At 46.7% G+C, this 24,234-nt stretch carries 23 protein-coding genes; 3 read left to right on the forward strand and 20 right to left on the reverse strand.

Annotated features, from left to right (window positions below):
- Window positions 1-26: 26 nt before the first annotated feature.
- The 9 genes from NST58_RS24065 to NST58_RS24105 form a co-directional block, all read right to left on the reverse strand.
- Window positions 27-1,949: a BglG family transcription antiterminator gene (locus NST58_RS24065; protein WP_076128885.1), complete on the reverse strand. Its 1,923-nt coding sequence runs from the start codon at window positions 1,947-1,949 to the stop codon at window positions 27-29.
- A 327-nt stretch (window positions 1,950-2,276) separates the two neighbouring features.
- Entirely contained in the window at window positions 2,277-2,735 is a 459-nt protein-coding gene (locus tag NST58_RS24070) for a TIGR00366 family protein (RefSeq protein WP_248549335.1), read from the reverse strand.
- 88 nt (window positions 2,736-2,823) lie between these two features.
- Window positions 2,824-4,782 (reverse strand): carbohydrate-binding protein, encoded by a 1,959-nt coding sequence (locus NST58_RS24075; protein WP_076279257.1) that lies wholly within the window; start codon window positions 4,780-4,782, stop codon window positions 2,824-2,826.
- Between the two features lie 381 nt (window positions 4,783-5,163).
- A complete protein-coding gene (locus tag NST58_RS24080) occupies window positions 5,164-6,174 on the reverse strand; it encodes a glycoside hydrolase family 130 protein (RefSeq protein ID WP_139332055.1) in 1,011 nt (336 codons plus the stop codon).
- A 56-nt stretch (window positions 6,175-6,230) separates the two neighbouring features.
- Window positions 6,231-7,067 carry a carbohydrate ABC transporter permease gene (locus NST58_RS24085; protein WP_339244440.1) on the reverse strand — a complete coding sequence of 279 codons (837 nt, stop codon included), beginning with the start codon at window positions 7,065-7,067 and terminating at the stop codon, window positions 6,231-6,233.
- Window positions 7,068-7,081: 14 nt separating this feature from the next.
- On the reverse strand, window positions 7,082-7,984 hold the full coding sequence (locus NST58_RS24090; RefSeq protein ID WP_036683309.1) for a sugar ABC transporter permease: 903 nt from the start codon (window positions 7,982-7,984) through the stop codon (window positions 7,082-7,084).
- Window positions 7,985-8,088: 104 nt separating this feature from the next.
- Window positions 8,089-9,471: an extracellular solute-binding protein gene (locus tag NST58_RS24095; RefSeq protein ID WP_036683312.1), complete on the reverse strand. Its 1,383-nt coding sequence runs from the start codon at window positions 9,469-9,471 to the stop codon at window positions 8,089-8,091.
- Window positions 9,472-9,643: 172 nt separating this feature from the next.
- Window positions 9,644-11,275, reverse strand: a complete 1,632-nt coding sequence (locus tag NST58_RS24100; RefSeq protein WP_339244442.1) for a response regulator — start codon at window positions 11,273-11,275, stop codon at window positions 9,644-9,646.
- Between the two features lie 3 nt (window positions 11,276-11,278).
- On the reverse strand, window positions 11,279-13,087 hold the full coding sequence (locus NST58_RS24105) for a sensor histidine kinase (RefSeq protein ID WP_339244444.1): 1,809 nt from the start codon (window positions 13,085-13,087) through the stop codon (window positions 11,279-11,281).
- 200 nt (window positions 13,088-13,287) lie between these two features.
- On the opposite strand from NST58_RS24105, the gene NST58_RS24110 reads away from it, so the two are divergent.
- The gene (locus NST58_RS24110; protein ID WP_076304611.1) at window positions 13,288-13,575 is read left to right on the forward strand and encodes a hypothetical protein; all 288 of its coding nucleotides are present in this window, start codon (window positions 13,288-13,290) and stop codon (window positions 13,573-13,575) included.
- A gap of 141 nt (window positions 13,576-13,716) precedes the next feature.
- Here the strand turns inward: NST58_RS24110 and NST58_RS24115 are convergent, their stop codons facing one another.
- The 8 genes from NST58_RS24115 to NST58_RS24150 form a co-directional block, all read right to left on the reverse strand.
- Window positions 13,717-13,989: a helix-turn-helix transcriptional regulator gene (locus NST58_RS24115; RefSeq protein ID WP_076304612.1), complete on the reverse strand. Its 273-nt coding sequence runs from the start codon at window positions 13,987-13,989 to the stop codon at window positions 13,717-13,719.
- A gap of 191 nt (window positions 13,990-14,180) precedes the next feature.
- The gene (locus tag NST58_RS24120) at window positions 14,181-14,441 is read right to left on the reverse strand and encodes a hypothetical protein (protein ID WP_256717515.1); all 261 of its coding nucleotides are present in this window, start codon (window positions 14,439-14,441) and stop codon (window positions 14,181-14,183) included.
- A gap of 1 nt (window position 14,442) precedes the next feature.
- Window positions 14,443-14,871, reverse strand: a complete 429-nt coding sequence (locus tag NST58_RS24125) for a hypothetical protein (protein WP_076317111.1) — start codon at window positions 14,869-14,871, stop codon at window positions 14,443-14,445.
- A 62-nt stretch (window positions 14,872-14,933) separates the two neighbouring features.
- Complete coding sequence (locus tag NST58_RS24130; protein WP_076191851.1) at window positions 14,934-15,230, reverse strand: hypothetical protein; 297 nt, start codon at window positions 15,228-15,230, stop codon at window positions 14,934-14,936.
- 126 nt (window positions 15,231-15,356) lie between these two features.
- A complete protein-coding gene (locus NST58_RS24135) occupies window positions 15,357-15,491 on the reverse strand; it encodes a hypothetical protein (RefSeq protein ID WP_256715948.1) in 135 nt (44 codons plus the stop codon).
- Between the two features lie 178 nt (window positions 15,492-15,669).
- Window positions 15,670-16,116, reverse strand: a complete 447-nt coding sequence (locus tag NST58_RS24140) for a sigma factor (RefSeq protein WP_076191854.1) — start codon at window positions 16,114-16,116, stop codon at window positions 15,670-15,672.
- A gap of 224 nt (window positions 16,117-16,340) precedes the next feature.
- On the reverse strand, window positions 16,341-17,465 hold the full coding sequence (locus NST58_RS24145; protein WP_076191857.1) for a M56 family metallopeptidase: 1,125 nt from the start codon (window positions 17,463-17,465) through the stop codon (window positions 16,341-16,343).
- A 1-nt stretch (window position 17,466) separates the two neighbouring features.
- Complete coding sequence (locus NST58_RS24150) at window positions 17,467-17,835, reverse strand: BlaI/MecI/CopY family transcriptional regulator (protein WP_036683325.1); 369 nt, start codon at window positions 17,833-17,835, stop codon at window positions 17,467-17,469.
- A gap of 303 nt (window positions 17,836-18,138) precedes the next feature.
- On the opposite strand from NST58_RS24150, the gene NST58_RS24155 reads away from it, so the two are divergent.
- Window positions 18,139-18,807, forward strand: coding sequence for a hypothetical protein (locus NST58_RS24155; protein WP_036683328.1), 669 nt, complete (start codon window positions 18,139-18,141; stop codon window positions 18,805-18,807).
- A gap of 262 nt (window positions 18,808-19,069) precedes the next feature.
- Here NST58_RS24155 and NST58_RS24160 read toward each other — a convergent pair whose 3' ends face one another.
- The gene (locus NST58_RS24160) at window positions 19,070-20,662 is read right to left on the reverse strand and encodes a sensor domain-containing diguanylate cyclase (protein ID WP_076191859.1); all 1,593 of its coding nucleotides are present in this window, start codon (window positions 20,660-20,662) and stop codon (window positions 19,070-19,072) included.
- Between the two features lie 590 nt (window positions 20,663-21,252).
- Between NST58_RS24160 and NST58_RS24165 the strand changes: the two genes are divergently transcribed.
- Complete coding sequence (locus NST58_RS24165) at window positions 21,253-22,446, forward strand: transposase (RefSeq protein ID WP_339244447.1); 1,194 nt, start codon at window positions 21,253-21,255, stop codon at window positions 22,444-22,446.
- Window positions 22,447-22,666: 220 nt separating this feature from the next.
- On the opposite strand, the gene NST58_RS24170 is transcribed toward NST58_RS24165, so the two are convergent.
- Together NST58_RS24170 and NST58_RS24175 are read right to left on the reverse strand one after the other, a co-directional pair.
- Window positions 22,667-23,698 (reverse strand): DUF4238 domain-containing protein, encoded by a 1,032-nt coding sequence (locus NST58_RS24170; RefSeq protein WP_179086284.1) that lies wholly within the window; start codon window positions 23,696-23,698, stop codon window positions 22,667-22,669.
- Between the two features lie 173 nt (window positions 23,699-23,871).
- On the reverse strand, window positions 23,872-24,165 hold the full coding sequence (locus tag NST58_RS24175; RefSeq protein ID WP_076191864.1) for a YolD-like family protein: 294 nt from the start codon (window positions 24,163-24,165) through the stop codon (window positions 23,872-23,874).
- Between the last annotated feature and the right edge of the window lie 69 nt (window positions 24,166-24,234).

The following is a 24,234-nucleotide window of genomic DNA, read 5'->3' on the forward strand; positions in this document are numbered from 1 at the left end:
TTCTCCACTCCGTATCGTCATTTTATTTATAGTAGGTTCTCTATCTCATTCATAAATTGCTCATAACTATTCGTGTTTAGCAGCCGGTTACGGCTGTCTTCCTTCTCCATTAGAACTAGTAGCAGCTTGCTGATCTCTTTGTGCAGGAATAACTGCCCCGGACCCAGATTGATCAGAAAAATCAACTGGACCGGCTTACCCTCATAGATCAGCGGTTTCTTCAACACGGTTACACTGATACAGTCGCGGATCGCGCTCATCCGCATCGGATGCGGGCCGGCCACCCCATTTTTGTAAATGGTGGTGAATTTCTGCTCTCTGAGCAGCACTTGTTCGGGAAAATCGTCAGCTGCATAATGATTGCCCACGATCTCCCGGCAGCGCTGCTTTAACAGCTCCATGTAATCTTCGTCCGAACCAGACAGATGAAACAGCTCCCTGCGGAACAAATCCTTGAAATCCATCAGCTTGTAGGATGGTTCTGTGCGATTAATCTGCAAAGACAATATTTCTTTGATCCGCTGAATCTCTTGATCATCCAGCAGCTGTTTGATATGGATCACCGGTTTTTCCTTAATCTCTGTTGCCAGCGGCACAGTAGAGAGGATCAGATCCACAGGCTTGCTGCTGATCTCCTCCACCTCCGTGATGGAGGCTGTGATCACCGACGCTTTGGGGAATACCGCTTCCAGCTTCAGCCGGATTAACTGGGCACTGCCCCCTCCCGTCGAGCAGATCACGGCAATCCGCTTGAACTTCTCCAGATTGCGCTGCTGCATCCGTTCCAGATGGGTGGCAAAATGCAACGCGACATACCCTGCCTCATCGCGCGACATCCGAAACCCGTACTGCTCCTCTACAATCTCAGCGAAGCGGAAGGAAATGACGAACACATTGGCATACTGGCTGTAAACATCCTCCACCAATGGGTTGCCGAGCTGAAGATTGTAATACAACCGGTTCAGCAGCGGGAACATATGCAATAGCAGTGCTTCGCGCAGCTCTTGATCTTGCGTGAATCCAGTAAGGAACTCGCGGTCCAAGCGCTCCAGAATAGCCGTGATTCCCTCCCGCAGATGCGATTTGGTCTCTTCCGACATCCGTTCCATAATGGTCTTGCCAGAAATGTGCAGCGCCAAATAATCAATCTCATCCGCCGGAAGCTTAATCTGGTATTGAGAGGAGATGAAATCTGCAATACTCCCGGCAATATCCTGATACAGCGGCTCAGGTGTTCCCTGCAAGGCTTGTCCAGCCACAATGAAATTGTGCTTGGAAACCCGGTAAAGAAGAATGAACAGATGGGTCAAGATATTATCCAGAAACACATCCGAGATCTTCAGTTCTTTTTCCTTGAGGATTTGCAGTAGAAATCCCTTAAGCTGCTCAGCATCAAAGTCCTGACTAAAAGCATGAAAATCCTCCGTATGCTGCAGCGTATGACCCGATTGCAAGATAAAGTAAGAAAAGGCTTTACGGAAGTCTTGCTCTTCCCCCTCGATTTTCATGCCATAATGAGCCCGACGTTTCAAGCTAAGCCGGAAAGCGGCAAGTCGCTGCTCTACTTCCTTCAGATCGGAAATAATAGTAGAACGGCTAACGCCGATTTCTTCCGCCATGTTATCCATAGACTGATAGTTATCGTTCTGCAAGAGATAGAATAGTAAATACTGCTGGCGTGATTGCTTATTATCGAGATCCACCTGATCCAGCTGCAGCATTCCTTTTTCCTGGTAGCTACTGAATTTGGCTTCATCGCCAATCTCCAGTAGATAACCCTGGCCGCGGATCATACGGATACCGAAACCATTCGCCTCTCCTGTTTTGTCGAGTGCACGGATCACGTCACGGAGAGTCCGTTCGGACAACCCCACTTCGGCAATCAGCTCACTCATGCGCACAGGACTCTTGCGGGTATATAAAATATTAACAATCGTATATTCTCTCACCTTAAATTCCCTCATTTGTGATACTAGTATCGGATGAAGCACTCAGCTGGTTATGAATACATCATACGTGGAAGCGTTATCTTCTGAACAGTTTGTATTCTGCTGTTTGGAACGGCAGAAACTGACGGATAGGTAAATAACGGATTAAATTCTTAGCATACATTATTTGTGGCCACAAATCAGGAGGAAATATACAACAACGAGGAGAGTGTGATGTGAGGGGAATAGGATCAATATGTAGAGTCAAAAATCCCAAGGTCAGTATGACCTTGGGATTTTGATTATCTTCTGCGGGAAATCCCGCATGGCTTTGCAATATGTTATCCACTACATGCCCACAGCTGAGGAAACTGCAGCAAAGATTGCCGCCACCAGCCAAAGAATCGGAAACAGCTTGAGTATTACCTTTAACCATTGTCCAAAATTGATCCGGGCGATGGCCAAACCTGCCAGCAGCACACCGCCTGTTGGCGAAATGAGATTCGTTAATCCATTTCCAAATTGGTATGCGGTTACTACCGCTTCGCGGTTAACACCCACAAGATCGCCTAATGGTGCAAGCACAGGCATCGTCAAGGCCGCCTCTCCGGATGAAGAAGGAACCAAGAACGTAATAATATTATGCACGACCAGCATGATGGTGGTGAACAAGTAATTCGGCAAACCCTTAAGCATAGTAGCCAGGCCATTCAAAATGGTATCGATAATCATCCCGTTCTCTGCAACGACGAGGATCCCCCGGGCCAAACCGATGATCACAGCAGCGTAGTGTGAGTTATATTTCATCTTGGCATTAAAAAGGCCTCAATTCGGCGATTCTGCCACAACAATAGCTAGATCCATCTTATTGCAATTAACTCAAACCGTTTCCATTCTATTTGAACTGGAACCAGGTTAAATTTGCAACTGTGGTTGAATCTGACTTAACAAAAGTTACATATACGGTATGGGTCCCTACAGCGGTCCCGGCATTAAGCGGGATATTCTTGACTGACCATGTCTGCCATCCGCCTGTGCTTTCTGCTGTCCAATAACCCAGCATAGTGCCCGTAGGACTGTCCAAGTGGAATTCTATTCTTCCGCCGGAATTAGCGGATGCAACCTTCAAATCAATACTTGTTTTAGCTGTACTACCAAAATCTACATTTTTAAATGCTATATAGTCACCATTACTCCCTCCACCAACATCCAGCCCACCATCAGTGCTTGCCTCATAGGAAATAACACCTGAACTAAGGTTATAGCCTTCCGCTTCAAATTTCAATGTGTTGAATTTTGGAGCTGCAGCATAGCTGTTAGTATCTGTTATTTTCAATTCTGCCAATGTAGTTGCCGCAACTCCACCGACGCGAACATTGTTTAATGTAACTCCGGAGACAGTAGATGTGTCACTCCAACCCTTCATTATTGAAACTTCACCTAAAGCGCGTAAATTTATATTATTATAGACCACATTTTTTATCGGACCGGTTTTCGCAGAAAGATCAAACCATCTGGAGTGAACACCGGATCTTGGCCAGAAGCCTTCTACATCTATATTGTCAAATATGATGTTTTGTGCTGCTGGAGTTCCATAAAGATGACCTACTGCTAAAGCACGCCAGCACCGGTATACATAAGAGTTTTTAACAACTATGCCATCCTGAAGCTGTTTCACTCCATCTCCAACCTTAAATGCTCCACATCTGCTCCAAGCCAAAGCATCATCCACAACTACATTTGACTGGCTTTCAGGACTTCCAGGCCAGTTTGCAGCTATATCCGTAGTTTCTACATCCCATGTCTTAAATGAGTATGTGTCATCCTCCGATACTGCTACAGTGTGCTTTATGAGTACATTCTGGCTCTCTTGAATGTCGATTGCATCATTTTCATAATCAAGTTCATTGTTGTTGAAGTGCTTTGTATTCTGGAATGTTACGTTATTAGATCTTGTAACTATTGTAGCCCAGCCACCGCTGTCTCTTATTGTTATGCCGTCAACCGTGAAGTTGCTGCACTGCAAGGGTACAAGAATATTGTTCAAATAATTGTTTGTATTTCTCATATAATGGCCATTGCCGTCAATAGTCCCCCTGCCGTATATCTTAATATTGTTTGCATTTGTTTCAGTATAAATAAACCATGTTCCATCCTTACCCAGAGAATTCTTATGAAAATGGGTAGTGTAATCGCTTGGATTTCCTGAACCCCTTATAACAGAACCACCCTCCAGATAAACCGAAACATTGCTTTTTAAAACAAGGTTTCCGCACTTATAAACACCGGCTGGAACGTATACTATACCGCCACCTGCTGCGTTAGCCGCATTTATGGCGTTTTGTATTGCAGTTGTAGCCATAGCGGCACCGGTACTGTCGGCACCGTACCCGGTTTTAACATTGTATATACCTGTACCGGATGAAGCCGGAACATTGGTTTCAAGAGCATCTGCAGCAATAACCAGATCTTTCAGGTTATTGATTTTAACTATAAGATATGTTGGTGATGAAAGTGTAAATGTAAGTGTATTTCCGCTCTTTGTTGCAGTGATTCCCAAAGCTTTGGGAGAAATATTATAGGTATTGATTGTCTCGCTTGCTGTTATTGTGATTGTAGTAGTACCTGAAAAAGAGAAATTACAATAATTATAGTTTACAAATACCGCCGAAGTGTCGATTACCGGTATATTTGTAGAGTCTGCTGTTACCGTGTATTGACTGGTCGTGGTATAGATCGATGGTAATGGATAGCTTACAATTGTGCCCGCCGCTCTTGCTGTCAAAGGAACGACAGCTAAAAGACTGGCGAGCATACAAACAATTAAACTTAATAGTTTTAACCTTTTTAGCATAAATAAACACCTCTTTCATATCTTCAGAAAATACTCTGTCATCAGTGAATAATGATTTCACCAGTGATGCTCTATTACTCTTTTCATAAAGTCGACATATTCCTGTTCAGCTTCGGAAGTGGCAGAGTAATACTAACCTTTTCTGCATCAGCAAAGTTTCCTTTTAAAATACGGCCCCGGTTTTGTTCACCTTGTGCAGAATTTCTGCGTTGGTCGCTACTACTGAGCTGTATTGTTGCATTTTATGCACAATCTCCCCACGGTCGCTGCTATTGATTTAGCATTGTTGCACTTCATGCACAATCTCCGCGCAAGCCGCTCCAATCATGGCACATGGCCCTACTGTTACTCCGCATTTCCGCCCTCAGCCTGCTTCCAATCTTATCTATGCTCCGGCTCCAGACAGAGCCGGAGCATATCGTCCACATGGGCCGTTGCCAGACATTCCACCGTATCCGCAGAGCCGTAATAGATCTTGACCTCGCCGTCATCCTCCAGAATCATCCCTCCCGGAAAAATCACATGATTGCGGAAGCCCCCGCCAATCTCATAGTCTGTCTCCGGTGCCAGCAGCGGCTGCCTGCTCATGCCGATCACCCTGCGGGGGTCCTCCAGATCCAGCAGCATAATTCCGGCGGTATAGCGCTTCTTCCAGGTGTCCTCCCAACCTTGCTTGCCTCTGGCCGGGTCCACATCCACCGCATGGAAGGTGGTCAGCCAGCCCTTATCCGTCCGGACCGGAGGTGCGGCCGGGCCAACCTTGTCATTGGCAAACGGCACCTGCTCGACGGCGAGCAGTAGGCTGGAGTTGCCCCAATGCTTCAGGTCCGGCGACTCGGAGATCCAGGCATCGAAGCGGTCCCGGCCGCCGCGGCTGTATACCGTGAAGGGACGCTCCAGCCGGACATACTTGCCGCCGATCAACTCGGGAAACAGTACCATATTGCGCAGGTCCGGTGTAGACAGGCTGAGCACCTCGAAGTGCTCCAAATCATCGGTAACGGCAATTCCGCCGCGGATGCCATGGTGCGTATCCACGGCAAAACACATATAACAACGGCCGCCGATCACGGTCAGGCGCGGGTCGTAGGCGCGGATAATTTCCTCGTCATGAATTTTGAACACTGGCTTCGGGCCGGCGGTCCAGCTCAGCCCGTCGTCACTGTAAGCAATGCCGAGATCCGTGGTGTGGTGCGGCTCAAGCGTCTGATCTACCAGTGAGCCGTAATCATTACGGAAGATCATCACATACTTGCCGTTAAATTTCGTTACACCGGCATTGAATACCAGTGCGGTGGGGTAAGGAACCTTCGTTGCATCCAGCACAGGATTGCCCGGATACCGCCGGATGAACGGGGCAGATTGCAGAATTGCCGGAGCGTGTTGAGTCATGGGGTGTACCTCCTTGAATGTTAAATATGGAATATGGGTTGCGCAGGGCCGGACCGCTACCCTTTGAGGGAACCGGCTGTCATCTGCATGAAGGATTTGTTGGCGAACAGATAGGCTACGAGAATCGGCAGAATGGACAAGCAGGCGCCTGCCATCATATAGTGGGTCTGGGAAGCGGCCGAAATCCCGTATTTCAGGTTCGCCAGCCCGACAGTCAGCGTCTGCAGCTCCGGCTTCGTCATCGTGAACACGAGTGGCAGCAGATATTCATTCCACGCGCCGCGGAAGGTGAACAGCGCACCTACGCCGAGTCCAGGTCCGAGCAGCGGCAGAATAATCCGCCAGAAGGTGTGGCCGGGGGAGCTGCCGTCCATCAGCGCCGCCTCATCCAGCTCACGGGGAATCCCCTTCATGAAGCTGGACAGAATGAAGAAGATCGAAGCATGGGCGGAGATCAGAATCAATATGACCCCCCACAGGCTGCTGTGCAGATGAAGCTTGACCATCAGATCAAACTGCGGACGCAGCACGACCGCCCCTACTGCCACGAACATAGTGAAGGATTGCAGGCCGATATACAGTTTCTTGCCTGCAAAATCCATCCGGTCCACCACATAAGCCGCCATGGATGATACCAGCAGCGTGCCAACCACCGCCGCCAGAGAGACAATCAGGCTGTTCAGCGTATATCTGGAGAAATTCGCCTGTGCCCAGGCTTCGGCATAGTTCGAGAAATGCCAGCTATCCGGCAGGAAGGTGGCTCCCGCAGTCAGTTCGGCATTTGTCTTGAAGGAGCCGAGAATGGTGATAACAACCGGAATCAGGGTGATAAAAGCAAATGCCAGCAAAAAAATCCACAGGATGATATTGCCCAGTATGGTTCTTATTCTCATAATAGCCTCTCTCCTCAATCGGTCTGATTCATACGTCTGGATGCGTAGAAATAAATGAGCGATATGATCCCGACGATGACCGCAGACACGAAGGCGACCGCACTGCCGTATCCGAACTCTTGGACCTGGACCGCCGCGCTGCCTCCGCCGACAGGGAAAAATAATTTGTACAAATACAGGAACATCACCTCTGTCTTGCCTACAGGACCGCCTTCGGTCAGCACCATAATGCTCTCGTATCCCTTCAAAGCTGTAATGATCGCCAGCATAATGACCATCTGCATGACAGGCCCGAGCATCGGCAGGGTGACATAGCGGAACTGCTGGAGTCTGCCTGCTCCGTCCAGGGAAGAGGCTTCATAAACATCCTCCGGGATATTCTGCAGACCGGCGAGGAAGAGCAGCATGTAATTGCCGACCGCCCCCCAAGCCGCAACCAAAATGACGGTGAGCATGGCATATTTCGGCCCCAGCCAGTCCACACCGGAATCGGAAAGGCCCGAACGGATCAGGAACTGGTTGAGAATCCCGTTATACGAGTTAAAGATCGTGAAGAAGACTACGGCCATTACGGCGGTACTGATGACGGTCGGCATGAAGAAAATCCCCCGCAGCAGCTGTCTGCCCCGCAGCCCCCGATTCAATATGGAGGCCAGCAGCAGAGCCAGCGGAATAGTGATCAGCAGCTTGCCGCCTGCATAGACAAACGTGTTCACCACCGAATCCCAGAACTGGGTATCCTTCAGGATGCGGCTGAAATTGGCCAGCCCGGTAAACCGGGCCGTTCCGAACCCTTTGTAATCATAGAACATATAGCGGAACGCCCAGGCAATCGGATAAATCCCGAGGACCAACGTGAGCAAGGCACTTGGAAAGATAAAGCTGTATGAAAATAAGGCTTGTTTTGTTTTGTTCATCTGGTTTCTTCCGGCTCCTCTCCCTTGCGGCCAGAGCAGAGGGATGGGAAAGCTGCTTCCTCATCCCTCTGCTTTGGCCTATATCTCTATCCCTGACCTTCCATCTACTTGGCGAACTTGCCGCCCAATGCGGCGGGGTCAAAGCCGGCATCCGGCTCGGCCTTCACGCCATCATTCGCAATCACGCTGTCCAGTGCAGTGTTATAGCGTTTGTTCAGATCGGCGATAATTGCCTTCAGATCGCCGCCGTTCAGCATATACTTGAAGAAGGCGTCATCCGATTTCATCCCTTCCGGTGCTACAGACGGATAGACCGGCCACACTCCATCGTGCTTGTTCGGCAGGAAGCCTTCAATGCCGTTCACATCCGGTGTCTTGGCTACTGCGCTGACGGATGGAACCATGGAGATGCCAAAGCCTTTTTCCTGATAATCCGTCAGCACCTGATCGCCGTACATGAACTCCATGAACTTCCAGGCTGCTCCTTTGTGCTCCGACTTCGAGCTCAGCGCCAGCCACTGGCCCCCGAGGAAGCCCGAAGCCCCCTTCACGGTGCCGTCGATGGTCGGAACCGGAGCGGCTGCCCAGTCAATCTTGGCCGGGAACTGATTCTTGTAGACGCCCGGCTCCGAGGAGTAGGACATATACATTCCGATTTTGCCCTCTGCAAACTGCGCCCGCAGCGGATCAATATCCAGCGATTCCACACCCGGCAGCATGCTGCCGTTGTCCCGGATCTGCTTAAAGGCATTGATGATCGACTCGAAGCCGCTGAAATCGTAGCGGGCCGTCTTGAAATCATACCCGAAACCGCCGTAGCCGCTCATCTCCGCAATCACCCGCGCCGAACGCGCAAACGCGCTTCCGGGGCTTTTGAAGTTCTGGGCGAAGCCGTAAGCGCCGTCCGCTTTACCGGCTTCCGTCAATTTTTTGGCGGTATCCACCAGCTCCTGCAGGGTAGCTGGCGGATGCTCAACGCCTGCTTTGGCGAACAGATCCTTGTTGTATACTAGACGCATGGTTGTTCCATAATTCGGCAGACTGTAACGCTTGCCGTCAAATTCATTCAGATCCGGCATGACCGGGAATTTCGTCTTCAGCTCATCGGTGAGGAACTCGTCAATGGGAGCGAGAAAGCCTTTTTTGTAGAAGGTCTGGATGGTATTCTCCTTCACCCGGATTACATCCGGCGCATCGGAGGTCTGGAAGGACAGATCGAGTGCGGTATCGAAGTCGTCGCCCTTGACGACCAGCTCCACCTCAATCCCGTCAGTATTGGTTGCGTTAAACTCGGCTACCTTGTCCTTCACGAAATCCGCATCATGACGGTCGCCGGTCCAGTAGCTGATTTTGGTCTTGTCCCCCGAGCCGCCTGTCTTCCCGTCTCCCTTACCTTCTGCAGCATTGCCACCGTTACCGTTGCCGCAGGCTGTCAGGCCAAGTGCCAGGACCAGGCTCAGAGATGTTATTAGCATACGCTTCATCATTGGTAGTTCCCCCTTATATATCCCTGTTGTATTCGCTTACAACCTGATTATAGACGGATTGGCGCATCCGGATAAGGCGGGTAAGCCCACTTTAAGGGCAGATTTCTGCAGGAGCTTTATACAGTGAAGGGAGGCCACCTCCGCCCTGCGGACATGCCTCCCCTGCGCATTTTTATTCTTTTCCAAGATAATGCAGTTTGAACTCGGACGGGGTCATTCCGGTATATTTCTTGAACACCTCGCTGAAATAGCGCCTGTGCTCATACCCGAGATCCTGGGCGATCTCCTGAACCTGCCGGCCCCTGATCAGCATCGCCTTAGCCTTCTCCATCTTCTCGTGCATCACATACTGCTGAAACGAAATCCCCTGCACCTTCTTGAACAGGTTGGAGAAATACCCCTGGCTGAGGTTAATCTGCTTCGCCACCTGCTCCAGCGACAGCCCCGTATCCAGATGGCTATCGATATAAGCGGCGGCCTGGCGGATAATCCGCGTGGACTCCAGGGAACGGGCCTCCGTAACCAGCGCACAGGCCTCCCGGCACAGCCCGGACAGCAGGTCCCGGATATCCTGCAGGGAAGGATGCACCCGGTTCTTCAAGACGGCAATCCTGTGCTCCAGCGGCTCCACCTGCCCGTAGGGGAACTGCTCCAGCAGGACCCGGCAGATCCTGTAGCCCAGCTCATAGCCGACGCTTTCCACATAACGCGGCTCAGGCAAATGCCCGCTGTCCAGCAGCTCCGCGAATAGTTGATCGAGCATCTGCAGGCTTTTGGCAGAATTGCCGGAACGCAGGGCGAACAGTAACTCCTGCTCAACGGCGGCGGAGTAGCTGTGAAGTGCGAGCGGTTTATTCTCAATATTGCTGTAAATGTAGACCCCGTTTCCTCCGGTGTAGAAATGATAACCCAGCGCGCTAATCGCCTGCCTGTACGCTACACCCAGCTCCTGGATCGCCGCTACGCCCAGCCCCACGCCAATGGAAAGCGTATGCCTGGAGAATCGGCTTACATTCGTGCAGCAGGTCTCCGTAACCAGCGCCGCCGTATCCGGGTCCGAGCCGTTCATGATGCAGACGTACCGGTCTGTCGCCTCCCGGATAATGACGCCGCGGGTCCAGGCGGAAATCGTCTCTTCGAGAATATTATGCAGGCTGAACCGCAGCAGCTCGACCTCCTGCACAGGCTGGCCGCTCAGCTTCTCCGTGAAATGATCGATTTCGGCGACAAATACGAAGAAATCATGCTGGTCCAGAGGGATATCGAGATAGGCCCAACGAGAACGTGCATCCCATTCTGTCGTCTGGTGGTGCAGCAGGAAGATGAGATATTCCTGGCGGAGAATAGGTAGACTTTCTCTAATTTTGGCCTCCATCACAGCAAGTCTGGTGGTCTCCTGACGCTCCTCCCGGCACAACTCCCTGGCCTTCAGCACAGCCTGCACAATCTCGTTCAGGGAAAAGGGCTTCTTGACGAAATCAAGCGCCCCTAGTCGGATGGCTTCCTGGGCATAAGAGAACTCCGAGTAGGCGCTGAGGATAATAATCTTGCAGTCCGGCAGTTCCTCCAGAATCGCCCGGGTCATCTGCAGGCCGTCCATTCTTGGCATCCGGATATCAGTCAGCACAATGTCCGGCCGGGTCTCGCGGATAATCTGCAGCCCCGCTTCACCGTCCAGCGCTGTACCGACTACCTCAATACCGTGCTCCTGCCATGGCGGCTTGCTCGAGACCATCTCCACCACACTTTTAATATCGTCGATTACACATAATTTGAACCTTTCCAGCTCCAGCTTCCGGTCCATCCTTCATCTCTCCTCTTCTGAGGGAATCCACAGATCCGTCCGTGATCCCTTACTTGGTTCGCCGCCCACATCCATACGGGCTTCGTCCCCGTAATACAGCGCCAGCCGGTGCCTGATGTTGAACAGGGCATAACCTTTCCTCGACTGCGGAGCACTGAGCATCCCCTGCTTGACCCGTACAGCATCAAGTCCCCGTCCATTGTCGGTAATGCAAATATGCAGCAGCCCCTGCTCCCGGCTGACCGTGATGTCTATCCTGCCTCCTAAAGTCCGGTCGCTGAATCCATGCTGGATGCTGTTCTCCACCACCGGCTGCAGGATAATCTTGGGCATCAGACAGGTAAGCAGTGCCTCATCCTCTACCGTCACCGTGTATTCGAACAGACCTTCATAGCATTTCTGCTGAATAGCGAAATACTGCCGCACGTGGGACAGCTCATCCGCAAGGGTAATCAGATCCTTGCCGCCACTGAGCCCGATCTGGAACATCTGCGACAACGACAGGATCATCTCATTTACATCGTCATTCTCCCCCATGACCGATTTGCAATAGATGGTATTGAGTGTATTGTACAGAAAGTGCGGCTCCATCTGGGCCGTAAGCGCGCGGATCTCTGCATGCCGCTTGTCCTCCTCCTTGGTCTTCACATCCGCGATCAGCGTCTTAATCTCTGACATCATCCGGTTGAACTGAAAGCCGACCTGGGCAACCTCGTCCTCATAACGGCTCTCATACACCACGCTGAGCTGGTTCTCTTCGACTCTGCGCATCAGCCGCCGCAGCTTGAACAGGGGCTTCAGCAGCACAGATGTCAGCTGGTTGGAGATCAGCCAGGTGGCCAGCAGGAAAACAACGATGACATAGAGGGTAATGCGCTGCACCCGCTGCAGCTTGCCCAGCAGCTGGTCCCGCGACTGCATGCCGGAGATGATCCAGTCGGGTGATACCGCTGAGCTTGTATAATTAACCAGATACTCCTTGCCGCCATAGCTGTAGTAGTGGTCCTGCGGATCAGCCGCTTTCCCGGCTTCGGCAAGCACCGGCTTCCAGGGGAACCTGCCCCGGAACGGCCAGCGGGACTCCACCACCGCCTCTCCTTCCCCGCTCACCAGATAATAATTTCTCCCTGCTTGTTCTCCGCCTGTATTCAGCAGCTCATCTATCCGGCTCTCCCTGATATTGACCACAATAAATACATTGCTGATCGGCGTGTAAGGGTATTCATAAATCCCCCGGACTACGAAGGAGACCACCCGCTGGCTGCCCGTGAACAACCGGTCATAATGTCCTTTGGCCCAGTAGCCGCCCGGCCGCTCCTTGCTCAGATCATATAATTCCGAGCCGTAGAACGAGTTGTCCTGCGCCCGGATCTGCGTAGTGGAATAGAAATCGCCAATCGGGGTAACGATCAGCACGTTTTCGATGATCGGCTGATTGAACGTTACCTGGGAGAGCACATATTGCAGATCCGACAGATGGACATAGTAATTCGACACATCATGGCTGAACACATCGAGCATCATCTTGCGGTACGCATCGCTCAGCATCAGGGACTGCACAGACAGCGCCACATCATTCAGGCGGGAATCCAGCAGCTGTGCCGTCTTGCTTACGGTCTCCCGGCTGCCGGCATAGGCATTATCCTCGATCTCCTGCGCGGCAATCCAATACGAGAAACTGCCCATTGCACCGATGGACAGCGTAATCAGCACGATGAACGAGAACAGAATCCTCTGTTTGATGGATATCCGGTAATACCTGCCGGCGATCTGCTGCCGGATCTTACGGCCATAGGCTGTGAATGTATTCATAGTTCCCCCTTCTTGAGCATGTATCTCCCTATGTTTGTATGTTCTTGTCACTTGTACCATATGGCTGCTCCAGTCCGGTGTCAAGACAGGGCATGATTATTTAGCGGATTCCGTCCCTTATTATCAATAGGCAGGGGGCCCTCCGCATAACATGGTGCGGATTCACTAATCATGGCTCAAGTTGACGGGAAGCTGCGCGATTGAGTAATTATGCTTGTGACGGTCAGTCCATTCCGTTTGATGGCTTTCTGCGGCAAATGTTGAACGATCCAACAGTAGCAGAGCTCACTGATTTTGTTGCCTCATACGTAAAAAATAATACAATTAGCCAAACTGACGGTTTCAAGGGCGATTCTATGAAGCATGAAACAGAGATGGGGGGAACGTTGAGCGAAGTCCTGCCCCAACTGAATACTGGCGGCAACGCAGTGTTCACTTATTATGGCGGCGGGCAATCTGGTCTGCTTCATGTGGTATTCCATGTATAGGTCTGGTAACAATATACTGCTTCCATTTGCTGCTTCGACATCTGGATGTGAAGATGTAAAACTACGTCAAAATTTCAATTTTACGTTTTTATTTCCGCTTGATCATCTTTACAGTAAATCACGCTTAATTTTTGCGATCTGTCACAGTTCTAGCTGTTCTCTAGGGTTAAGCCCCTTAACAGTCTGCAATAACTCCACTACTGTACCACTTAATTCACCAATAGTTGAATGCTCCTTCCCGGTTAAAAGCCATTCATAAGAACAACCGAACTCAGAGCAAATTGAGAAAACCGTCTCTATTGCCGGCTTACCTTTTCCAGATTCCAAATCACTAAGGCTGCCTTGAGAAACACCGATTTTATTAGCAAAATCCGTTTGATTAAGATTATGTATTTTTCGTAGTTGTACCTCCACACTACGATTTGTGCCAACAATTGATCCACGAGCTTTTGAACCTAAAATCAGTTTTAGCCATTTAGAGTATCTTTAATAATACTCAAGGAAAACCATTAAAAAAGCCCTGATAAATCAAGGGTTTCTTGACCATCAGGACTAAGATACTTGTGCCAAAAATCGTTACAAACGCTGACAAGATGAATTACAACTCACACGTAGATAAATTCTCCGCAACCTTTAACAAAATTCTCGGCAATTTCCTTTTGACTCATCCGGGTTACAATCCCCGAAAAAATACCAAGTGCAAAGAAAAGCGCTCCGATCTCGGTCATATACCAGCCTTTGCTCAGTATTCCCCAGACAATAAGCCCCAAAGTAAAGATGAAGCCGCCAATAATTAATTTATCCCGATTCGAGAAACTTACTTCTATCCCATCGTTCTCCTTGATGAAGTGTTGGCGGTTTAGAATATCATTTTGGAATACCGCTGAAAATCACCATGGCTATCGGAATCAGTAATATCCCTTTACTTTTGAGTCTTCCGGCTAAAGCCATCAGTGCCCGGTCAATCGCCCCCGTCTGCAGAATAATTCTAAAAGCTCCCCCTACAATTAGGACGAAGGCGACGACATCAGCAGCATTGATGATTCCCTCCAACGGCGCACTGGCAATTTGGGCAAATCCTTGTCTCAAATCCCCTTGCTCACTGATTTTAGGAACGGTATGATAGGTTCCCGGGATGATGGCTGTTCTCGAGGAACCATCCACCAGCACTTCCTGGCGGTCAAATTGGCCGCTCGGGACAATCCAGGTTAATCCGGCAATAGCCACGATAATCAGAAAAATCAATGTATAACTATGAGGAAGGGACCATTTTATTTTAAGTTTAACCGTTTCCATTTCTACCCATCGTAATCGGAACATTGGCCTCAAGCATGGACTTGTAATTATAAAACCGGCTTTCATTTTCTTTTCCGGCCACAGCAGCCATATAAGCATCCAAGCGCGAAATGGACCTGCAACGGCAGCTCTCCCGCTGCTTCCAGCTCTTCAAGGACCGGCAGCAAACCGCTATGCCTGTCAAAGCCTATATCTTTTATCGAAGTTACACCCCGCTTAGCAAGCATTCGGACAAAGTCCAAAAACTCTTGTCTGACTAATTCCTGATCCTGCATCATGTCATGAAGGAGACGGGCGCGTGATTCCGCGCTGCATTGGTTAGGGAGAAACTGATACTTATCCTGGGCAAGCTTGTTCATCCAACAATAGCTTTTCGTCAAATTAATGGCGATTACAGCCCTGTCAGTAAAAGCTTCGTCTAATAAGCTTTGCCCCGGAAGCTCGCCCCAACACTCTTCACTCCACCCGTAAGCGTATACATTTTGCTATAAGGTTTTTTTTGCCTCTTGTTTTAGCAACTCTAAAGCCTCTTGGATTGTAGCGACATTCGTCAGATCCACTCCACGGTGCATGGACATGTAACCGGTAAAAAATACATGGTTATCATGTACACCAGGCATAATGAACGCATCCTTCAGATGATGAACAAATGTTACCGGTCCTATCCATTTCTCTGCTTATTAAGCAGCTCCACGATAGCCGTAACCTCTCCTGCATAACAAGGTTGAATACAATACTTGCTGCGCCACTGTTTTTTTGCGCCAGAACACTTATATTATTTTCATGATTGCTGGCTGGTTAAACTATGTTTTTCAAAACTTTTTTTAACTTCTTCTTTACTCGCTGAACCCGTTTTTTACAGGCCTCTACAGAAATCCCAATTTCATTAGCCGCCTCCATCATTGAATACTTCTCCAGAGTAATTTTTTTAAGTAATTTATAGTCTTCAATATTGGTTAAGTCAGAAAATATAAAGTCAACATCAAGTACGTCACTATCCTCAAAGATAACGTTTTCATCTATTTCGAATGAAGTTACTACTATATTTTTAAGGTATGCCCGACTGCGAACTTTGTTTTTAATAACATTCTTTAATGTATTAAATAGCCAGCCTTTCGGATTGGAACAAAATAGAAATTTGTCGGCTTTAGCACATGCGATTCTAAATGTGTCCTGAACGGCTTCTTCGGCCAGTGTGCGGTCATTCAACTTGCTTTGTGCATATGCCAACAATGAACTATACATTTCCGTATAATACTTTTATGGTGCGACGTTGATTATCATTTAGCACCGCCTTCTCACCACCATTTCCTTTTTATGAAATACAATCTACTTTAGTTATAATTTTATATAAACATATAAATATTGGTATTTCAATACTACCCTATAAACAGATAATAGGAACACTTTTTCAAAAAAAATTAAAAATAAAAAAGCAACCCTCTAAAAGGTTGCCTTCTTCCTATTCATCATTTATATCCTAGGTTATTTGCATAGCGGCGCAATAGCTCTTTGAGGCGTGTTACCTCATTAACAATTTCACTATCGCTATCAATATTGTCATTTCTGTCATACGACGAAGTAACAACTTCGGTAGTAGTAGATGCTTGAGGTTCATCTGCGTTAGCTGAAACGGTTAACGCGGACCCTATCCATATAATTGCTATCAGCGCCACACAAAGGAATAGAACACCATTTTTCTTCTCTTTTAGGTCCATGATTGAAGAAATGCGATTTTTCAAACCTTTTTTCCCTCCATAAAAATTACTTGATAATGCTGTTTGGAGCTTCGCCCCATTCCTCGCAACAGTAATAATGATTTCCCCATATTGTATTCGCCGTTGATGATCTGCGTTTTGTAAAACCAATGCGTCACAAGAGATTTCACATTGTTCCGCTGCCGCTTTTGCCATAAGATAGACAACTGGATTGAACCAATGAAACGAGGTTGCAATCAAGATCATGGCCTTGCACCAGAGGTCATGCCGTTTAAGATGAATCAACTCATGCTTTAGAATTAGATACACTTCATCATCTGATAGTTTCACTCGCGGCAGTAAAATGACAGGCTGTATAAAGCCAATGAACATAGGACTTGTAACGCTTTCACATACGCATAAACCTATATGCTTTTTAATCCCGAGTTCCGACCTTACACTGTCTAAAATCCCTTGAACCTTCGCATCGGTTACAGGATCACTCCAACGACGTACCGTCTTCATAAAACGACTATGCCGTAGAGCATGATACAGTATTATGATTACAATACCGCACCCCCAAATCGCTGTAAGCACCCACCATAAAGAGATTGTTGCCCAAGCATCCCCCCTATCCCCAAAGTCCATTAAGGGGACAGTACGGATTATGGATGGAACAAGCGTTGCAGGAAGATCCGGCATGGTCACAGGGAGAACTAATAGGTCAATCTGTGGACGAAAGGGGAATATCCAGCCTACCGCAAGCAGCAGCCAAACCCTATAATTCCACTTTGCGACATATCGTTTGGATATAAAGGGCTGTATTGCCGCGTACACAAGCGTCAGCAATGACATAGATACAGAGCATTGGAGCACGGTAACTAAAAATCCCTGCATATCACTCCCTCTTATCTTTCAGCCAATTTTCCAATTGATCGAGGTCACTGTCCTTTACTTTGTTACTAGCATATAGCGTAGCAACCAAGCTAACGAATGAATTCGCATGAAAACGCTCCATAAAGTCGCCTGTTTCAAATTTCAGGTACTCCTCTTTGTTAATTAAAGGGAAATAAGTGCGCTCTTTTCCCTTTTTTTCAGTTCGAATAAAGCCACGCTCAACCAACCGTAACATAAGAGAAATGACCGTTTGCGCTTTCCATTTCCTATCATTTCCAAGCTGTTGCATAATAACATTAGTCGTTATAGGTGAATCATTGGCCCACACAACTTTCATGATATCAAACTCTGCATCTGGCAATTTTCTCATTATTTCTATTAATCAACTCCTTTAAGACAACTGTCTACAATGATATTCTACATTTGTCTTGAATTCATGTCAAATCTATAAAATAGAAATATTTTATCCTATTTATCACCCACAAAAACAATATTGGGATATTTTTGAAAATCTTTGTCCCCAATTCGATACATTAAGACATATATATTATGAAGAAGCATTTTCATAGTTTAACACTAATGAAACGGAGGCAATTCCGATGAACAATTAACGAATACTTTCACGTTGAACGAAAAACCAAATTCCCAATTTTAGAATGGAGGCTACTAATTAATGAAAAAGAAATCTCTCTTTGTTTTCTCGGCCCTGGCTCTCCTCCTCCTCCTCACTCCAAGCTTTGCGCTTGCAAGTAATCAGCAGAACTACTTCGCTTCCCTGTCGGAAGAGAAGCTCGCTTATCAGGATGTTGACGCAGCTCCTACGGAATGGAAAGACGACATCTTGAATGCAAGGAATTCTATAATATACAGTACTTCTTGGACTGTTGATGGTCAGGTTGGCTATGAGTTGCCCGATGGAATGTTAGTAGAACTTCCAGAATTTTCGGACCTTTTTCCAGGTTGGGATGTTCCTAAATTGAAAGAAGATGTACGAAAAGAACAGTTAACTAAGCCTCAAACTTATGATTTTCATACCCTAGCCGCGAATTATGTTGGGTTTGTCTACTTATTTGAACCCTCAAATTCTGGAGCGTCACTACCGTTTTACACCTTTTATTCCAGCGCTAATAGAGTCACAATGATAGGTGATTCTTTACCAGGGACAAGCTATAATGCCGGTTTCACAAATCTTAACACTGGTTCGGATGTAGGTTATGCAAATAACTTACCGCAAGGTGGAAAACTATATCTCACTAAACTGAATTCAAACACTGCATATGGGGCTCGGGCTAGCACGTACAGCACAACAGGATATGCGCAAATGAGCGTAGTTGACGGCTAAACTCATCATCTGATTCTGTAGTGTCGGGTAGATGTTTGAAACGTAGATTGATATGTATGGGTAATCAAGGACTGCTTGTTCATTGAGGTTATTCGCTTTCTTCTAATTGATAGACTGTTTAATGCTTCTTCCATTATTGCTATTGCTGCCTTTTTAACTTTTGTTAAACGTATAGCCATTGACAAAACCTCCTTCTACTTCATCTGATTTAGTCAGATATAGCAAAGGAGGTTTATATGCTTCTATATTTCGAGCCATTGTTTCAAACATCAGCGACCATAGTCTGGTTTCTTCCCCTGCTCTTGGCCAAGTATAACGCCTGATCCGCCTTCTCCAGCAGCCCCTCCCGCTCCAATGTATGAAAAGGATAATGGGCGATTCCTAGAGAGATTGTAACCTGTGTCTCGATTGGCCCCCTGCTTTGTTCCATTGCCCGCCGGACTCTTTCAGCTATGATGAAAGCTTCCTCAGGTCTTGTGTGGGCTAGCAAGATGATGAACTCTTCACCGCCGTAGCGGTAGCAAACATCGTCTGGACGAACCGAGGTAACTATAACTTTGGCTACATGTTTCAGCACTTCGTCGCCGATGAGATGACCGTAAGTGTCGTTCACGAGTTTGAATTTGTCTACATCCAGTACAATGAGCGAAAACGGTTGTCCTGAGTCAATCCACTGACTCATCGTATACTCTAACGATCTCCGGTTCATTAAACCGGTCAGAGCATCCGTCGTAGCCTCTTGGGTCAGTTGATCCGTCTGCTTCTGAATATCCGTCACGGCAAGCAACACAGCCTTGGTCAGCAGATCTGCCTCTCGGCTCCATTGCGGCTTCGCTTCTGGCAATTCAATCTTCTCCTTGCCCATCCTGCTCACCAGATTTGCCAGGTACACAAAAGGCCGGGCCAGCTTGCGTGCTACGAGAATGACGCCCATCAGGAGGATAATGAACGGAAACAACGAATACCAGAGAATGGTCCGAAGGTGCCCCATCAGTTGATGATGGATGACACTAATCGGCGAAACGACCACAATTCCCCATCCGTTGGCTGGAACGCTGGAGTATCCGGCAAGCATTTCAACGTCACGGGTGTTACGCACTTGCTGTTCCCCACTCTCCCCATTCATGAGTTTCTGCACAACCTTGTTATTGCTGACATCCTCCCCAATGAGCTGCTTATCCGGGTGGTACAACAGATGCCCGCTGGAATCCACAATATAATAATAGGAGCCAGAATCGTCCACGTTATTGTCGCCAAAAATCATAGACAAAATATTGTTCTCCTGCAGATAAAATGTGCCGCTCAAAATACCGCGATATGTACCATTCTTGCTAAAAATCGGCTGACTCATAAAAACGATTAGTCTATTGGTGGTTTGGGTCATGTAGGGGGAGGATATGTAAGGTTTTTTTAACGCCAGAGCTTCCAAACCGACCTTAGAAGTAATATGGTTTCCTACTGACCCCAAACTAGCCGGTACTACATTGCGGATCAGCCCGTCGGCATCGAGCACGGCGATAGAATTGAAGTAATTGCTACTATTGCGCATCAGTTCCAAATTATCATCCACTTGCTTCGGCGTTGAGGTTTCGTCATCGGAGAGTGTGTCAGCACTGTATTCCAAACTGCTGCGCATGGACTGAAATAAGGAATCCATTGTTTTGGTCATTCGGTCAGCGTTGTAGTAATTCAGATGGAGTGTAGTCTCCATCAAGGACTGTTTTTTGGACTCGTAAGAGCCAATCAGAAGGATGCTTGAGGTTAGTAGAACCACCAGCGTAACCAAGCCCGTAAGCAGCGATGTAAGACTGAGCTTTTTACTTTGACCCGGGTCGGCTCTTCTCAGTGTAAGCAAACTTTAACCCTCCTTGGTTCTTGAAAACTAGATTAATCAATAATACAACAAATTAAGATGTTATTCGACAGTAATCAATGGGCTCGGATCTCTCATTTCACTGTACGTACCGTTTGATATACGGCGGTTCATGAAATCTTACATATTAAAAAACTCCCTCCAGAGCTTGTGATTAGACAAGCTCTGAAAAGGAGTGTTATTACCCTGAGTCCTGTGTGTTTGAATGTGATTCCCAGATATACAGAACCTTTTTTGTGTTCCACACTCTCTGCGTTCAGATATTTGGATATGCAGCCATGTTAGCAAAAATGTTAGCAGAAAAATATGAGCAGAGCCTTACGATCCTGCTCATTTCACTTCCAAAGACGGTAAGGGGACAATCTATGGACCCTACCCATTCGTTATAAGGAAGATTTCAGATTCGCAAGGGAAATGCGGAAGAAAATTAAGCAGGGCATGTATTTGAGCATTTTGCATTAATCTAAGTCCTTGCTACACAAAGGAATTTTGGATATAAAAAAGGACTTCACCCCAACTTGGAGAAGTTTTTTGGTGACGAAACCAAAACACTCAAGAGGAGGAAGCCCCCTTTGTATATTCTCCAAGAAAGTCTATTTTCCTTTGAAGAGCTTCAAAAAATGGATTCCAAAGAACGTCTTCCCATCTTTTTCAGCGCTCTCGACCTGCGTCCTTATGCGAGAGAATTGAGAAAACCTTCACCCCGAGGAGCGGAGGGGCACTGTCGGCAAGGCATTCTTCGTGCCTTACTCGCGGCTCCCTTGGAGAACATCGATACGTTCACTGGCCTCGCACGCAGACTGGAGTTTGACCTTCGTTTCCGTTACCAATGTGGACTTCGGCTAGACATCCCTGCCCCTTCGATTTCCACTCTAAGCCGGGTTTTTACCGAGTTGACTCAGAAAAGCCTTGCCCAGCAGTTGTTTGAGGATCTTGTGACTCAGTGCCAAGAAGCTGGAATCATCGACGGCACTCATGTCGCCATCGACAGCGCATCCATTCACGCTTACGAGAAAAAAGAACCCAAGCGAAAAAGCGAGCTCACTGGCAATGCCAACTGGGGTGCAAAGTTTGACACCTTCGGCAATAAAATCAAGTGGTTTGGCTATAAGCTGCATCTGGCCGTCGATGCCAAAAGTGAACTTCCGATGGCACTGAAGGTAACCCCTGCCCATGTGAACGACGGAGACGAAGGGCCTGCACTCACGACGCTGGCTGCTGCAAAATCCAAAGTGAAATTCTTCATGATGGATGCGGGCTACGACCAAATGAAAAACTACGAGGGAGCCCGGAACGTCAAGGCACAAGCCATTATTCCGCTGAATCCACGGAATGAAAAGGAACCGCCAGCAGGAATTACGCGCAAAGGTACGCCCTGTTGTTCGATGGGCTTTCCCATGACGTATTGGGGGCAAGAGAAGACATCTTTGAAATTCCGTTGTCCACATGCGACAGGACATGTGAATTGTCCTTTAGGCATGGCCGCTTGTTCGTCCTCTAATTATGGAATGGTGGTCAAAGTTGACAGCCAAACGGATCTTAGACGTTACGCTCTACCGCATCGAGAAAGCCGAGGCTGGAAGGAGCTTTACAATAAACGGACCAGTGTAGAACGCTGTAATTCTCGAATGAAGACCTATTTAACCGCAGACCAGCTCCATGTCTGGGGGATTCAAAAGGTAACAACCCACCAATATTTAAATGCGATTGTGTTACTTGCTGCTGCACTTGCCATTGCGAAGCAACGAGTCCAAAACGCCGCTTAAAATTTATGATTCTCCGAAATTCTGCCCGTCTGACCATTTATAACCGAAATCACAAAACGGGGCTTTGGAAGTGGTTAGACTACGACCTTAGAATCGAAAATTGAATTATGCAAAATGCTCAAATAGGTATAAGATCATAAAACTCAACGCTTAATTAAAAGATCAGAACCATAAACTTACGCCTATCAATAAAAGTATACTTGATTTCACTTTTCTCAACTCAAAATGAAAATATACTTTCTTCAACTTGCGCACGTGGATGTACTCCGATTTTAAATACTAGATTTTTATCATTAATAGTTCTCCATATTCGTTTGACTTCCACATAATATTCAAAACAGCATAGCTTAAACTTTTTATTACTCCCACAACCACAATAGTCATTTCTGCCCAAATTATTGAAGTCTCTAAAATGCATAGGATCAGTAAAAAGCTCCCAAGCTCTCTTCTCCTTCTCATAAAAGAAGACTTCATTTTTTAGTGTTGATCCACTTACTTTGCCAGAGTTGTGGCCAATATAAATTGCAGAAGGAGATCGCCATTCAAAATAAGGTAGGGCCTCTTGAAGTGTACTCTTTTCTTTCCCAACACATTTTTTATAGGAATTATTTATGATAACTTTGTTAATTTCGAGTACTTGTTCGTCAGTAAGATAATTTATGGATTGAGGTCGAATATATTCTGGTTTATGTCCATGATAGAAAATTGCATAATACTCATTGGAAAGAGGTACTAATATTAGAACCTCAATAAGTCCTAAATGTCTATTACTAATATCAGAGAATCTACTTTTAATTCTTAATGCAGCAGTAGAGATGTACTGATCGCTGATTAAGAAATTCCCAGATTTGCTTCTAATAATAGCAAAATCATAATATTTTCTGATAGTTTCGCTAAGATTGTTTATGTAATTCGTATTCGATAATTTGTTAAGCATCGTTGAAATCCGATTCTCTTTACTTGTAGTCTCATGTTCAAATTCATACAATAACGCACCACTTCGATAGTAATAAATTATTATTGCATTAAGGTAGGAACGGATATACTCTTCAACACTACTTAATTTCCCCTCACCACAATCAACCTGCCTTAGTAAACGTAATACTTCAACAATAGCTGGCCCAAAGTCATCCTCAATTTTTTGAAAAAAGTTTTCTATTGCGTTGGTCGCTAATTGTGAATGCTCATTTGTAAAGCGTTCTGACATAGAATTTCGATAAGGGATTTGGTACGGATCGGCATTTTTTTTCAACCAACACTTCAGAAACTTTACCCTTATCAGCAAAATGTTTAAGAACATTCTGTGGAATATAATGTTGATTTTTCACTATTTCACCCATTTAATCACCTACCATTAATGTCAAATCATCATCTTCAGTTGCTTCAACTACAATTCTATATCAACCCAAAATTACAAACTAAGGCCTAGCCCTTCGATTCAATTACGTTTAAGATATCCTCTATTTTTATCCATTCTGATTGATCTCCAATAGTTCTCAATTCAATTCGTTGTAACTGATAATCTACAGTCATTACGATACCGTGTAGCACTCTATCATAATTAGGATAAAATACTTTTAACCATAATGGACTATGATCTTCAATAGACTTATTTATGGCACTTTTTATCACTAGTAATTGAACCCTAGTAAGTTTAGGTTTTGTACGTAATATAATATTTTCTTTATCCAATAAATCCCCATCTATTTTTCTTTTCATCTATTATCCTCCTGATAATTTGTACAGTAAGTCTAGCAAACACCTATAAAAGAACATTTGTTTGTATTA

Origin of the sequence: Paenibacillus sp. FSL R10-2796 (assembly GCF_037965315.1) — a bacterium.
GTDB lineage: Bacteria > Bacillota > Bacilli > Paenibacillales > Paenibacillaceae > Paenibacillus_AQ > Paenibacillus_AQ odorifer.

What these genes read in the sequence shown, in the direction of transcription:
- NST58_RS24070 (WP_248549335.1), bottom strand. Translation starts at nt 2,735, where the DNA reads ATGAAATATAACTCACACTACGCTGCTGTGATCATCGGTTTGGCCCGG.
- NST58_RS24075 (WP_076279257.1), bottom strand. Translation starts at nt 4,782, where the DNA reads ATGCTAAAAAGGTTAAAACTATTAAGTTTAATTGTTTGTATGCTCGCC.
- NST58_RS24080 (WP_139332055.1), bottom strand. Translation starts at nt 6,174, where the DNA reads ATGACTCAACACGCTCCGGCAATTCTGCAATCTGCCCCGTTCATCCGG.
- NST58_RS24085 (WP_339244440.1), bottom strand. Translation starts at nt 7,067, where the DNA reads ATGAGAATAAGAACCATACTGGGCAATATCATCCTGTGGATTTTTTTG.
- NST58_RS24090 (WP_036683309.1), bottom strand. Translation starts at nt 7,984, where the DNA reads ATGAACAAAACAAAACAAGCCTTATTTTCATACAGCTTTATCTTTCCA.
- NST58_RS24095 (WP_036683312.1), bottom strand. Translation starts at nt 9,471, where the DNA reads ATGATGAAGCGTATGCTAATAACATCTCTGAGCCTGGTCCTGGCACTT.
- NST58_RS24100 (WP_339244442.1), bottom strand. Translation starts at nt 11,275, where the DNA reads ATGGACCGGAAGCTGGAGCTGGAAAGGTTCAAATTATGTGTAATCGAC.
- NST58_RS24105 (WP_339244444.1), bottom strand. Translation starts at nt 13,087, where the DNA reads ATGAATACATTCACAGCCTATGGCCGTAAGATCCGGCAGCAGATCGCC.
- NST58_RS24125 (WP_076317111.1), bottom strand. Translation starts at nt 14,871, where the DNA reads ATGGAAACGGTTAAACTTAAAATAAAATGGTCCCTTCCTCATAGTTAT.
- NST58_RS24130 (WP_076191851.1), bottom strand. Translation starts at nt 15,230, where the DNA reads ATGAACAAGCTTGCCCAGGATAAGTATCAGTTTCTCCCTAACCAATGC.
- NST58_RS24135 (WP_256715948.1), bottom strand. Translation starts at nt 15,491, where the DNA reads ATGCCTGGTGTACATGATAACCATGTATTTTTTACCGGTTACATGTCC.
- NST58_RS24140 (WP_076191854.1), bottom strand. Translation starts at nt 16,116, where the DNA reads ATGTATAGTTCATTGTTGGCATATGCACAAAGCAAGTTGAATGACCGC.
- NST58_RS24145 (WP_076191857.1), bottom strand. Translation starts at nt 17,465, where the DNA reads ATGCAGGGATTTTTAGTTACCGTGCTCCAATGCTCTGTATCTATGTCA.
- NST58_RS24150 (WP_036683325.1), bottom strand. Translation starts at nt 17,835, where the DNA reads ATGAGAAAATTGCCAGATGCAGAGTTTGATATCATGAAAGTTGTGTGG.
- NST58_RS24155 (WP_036683328.1), top strand. Translation starts at nt 18,139, where the DNA reads ATGAAAAAGAAATCTCTCTTTGTTTTCTCGGCCCTGGCTCTCCTCCTC.
- NST58_RS24175 (WP_076191864.1), bottom strand. Translation starts at nt 24,165, where the DNA reads ATGAAAAGAAAAATAGATGGGGATTTATTGGATAAAGAAAATATTATA.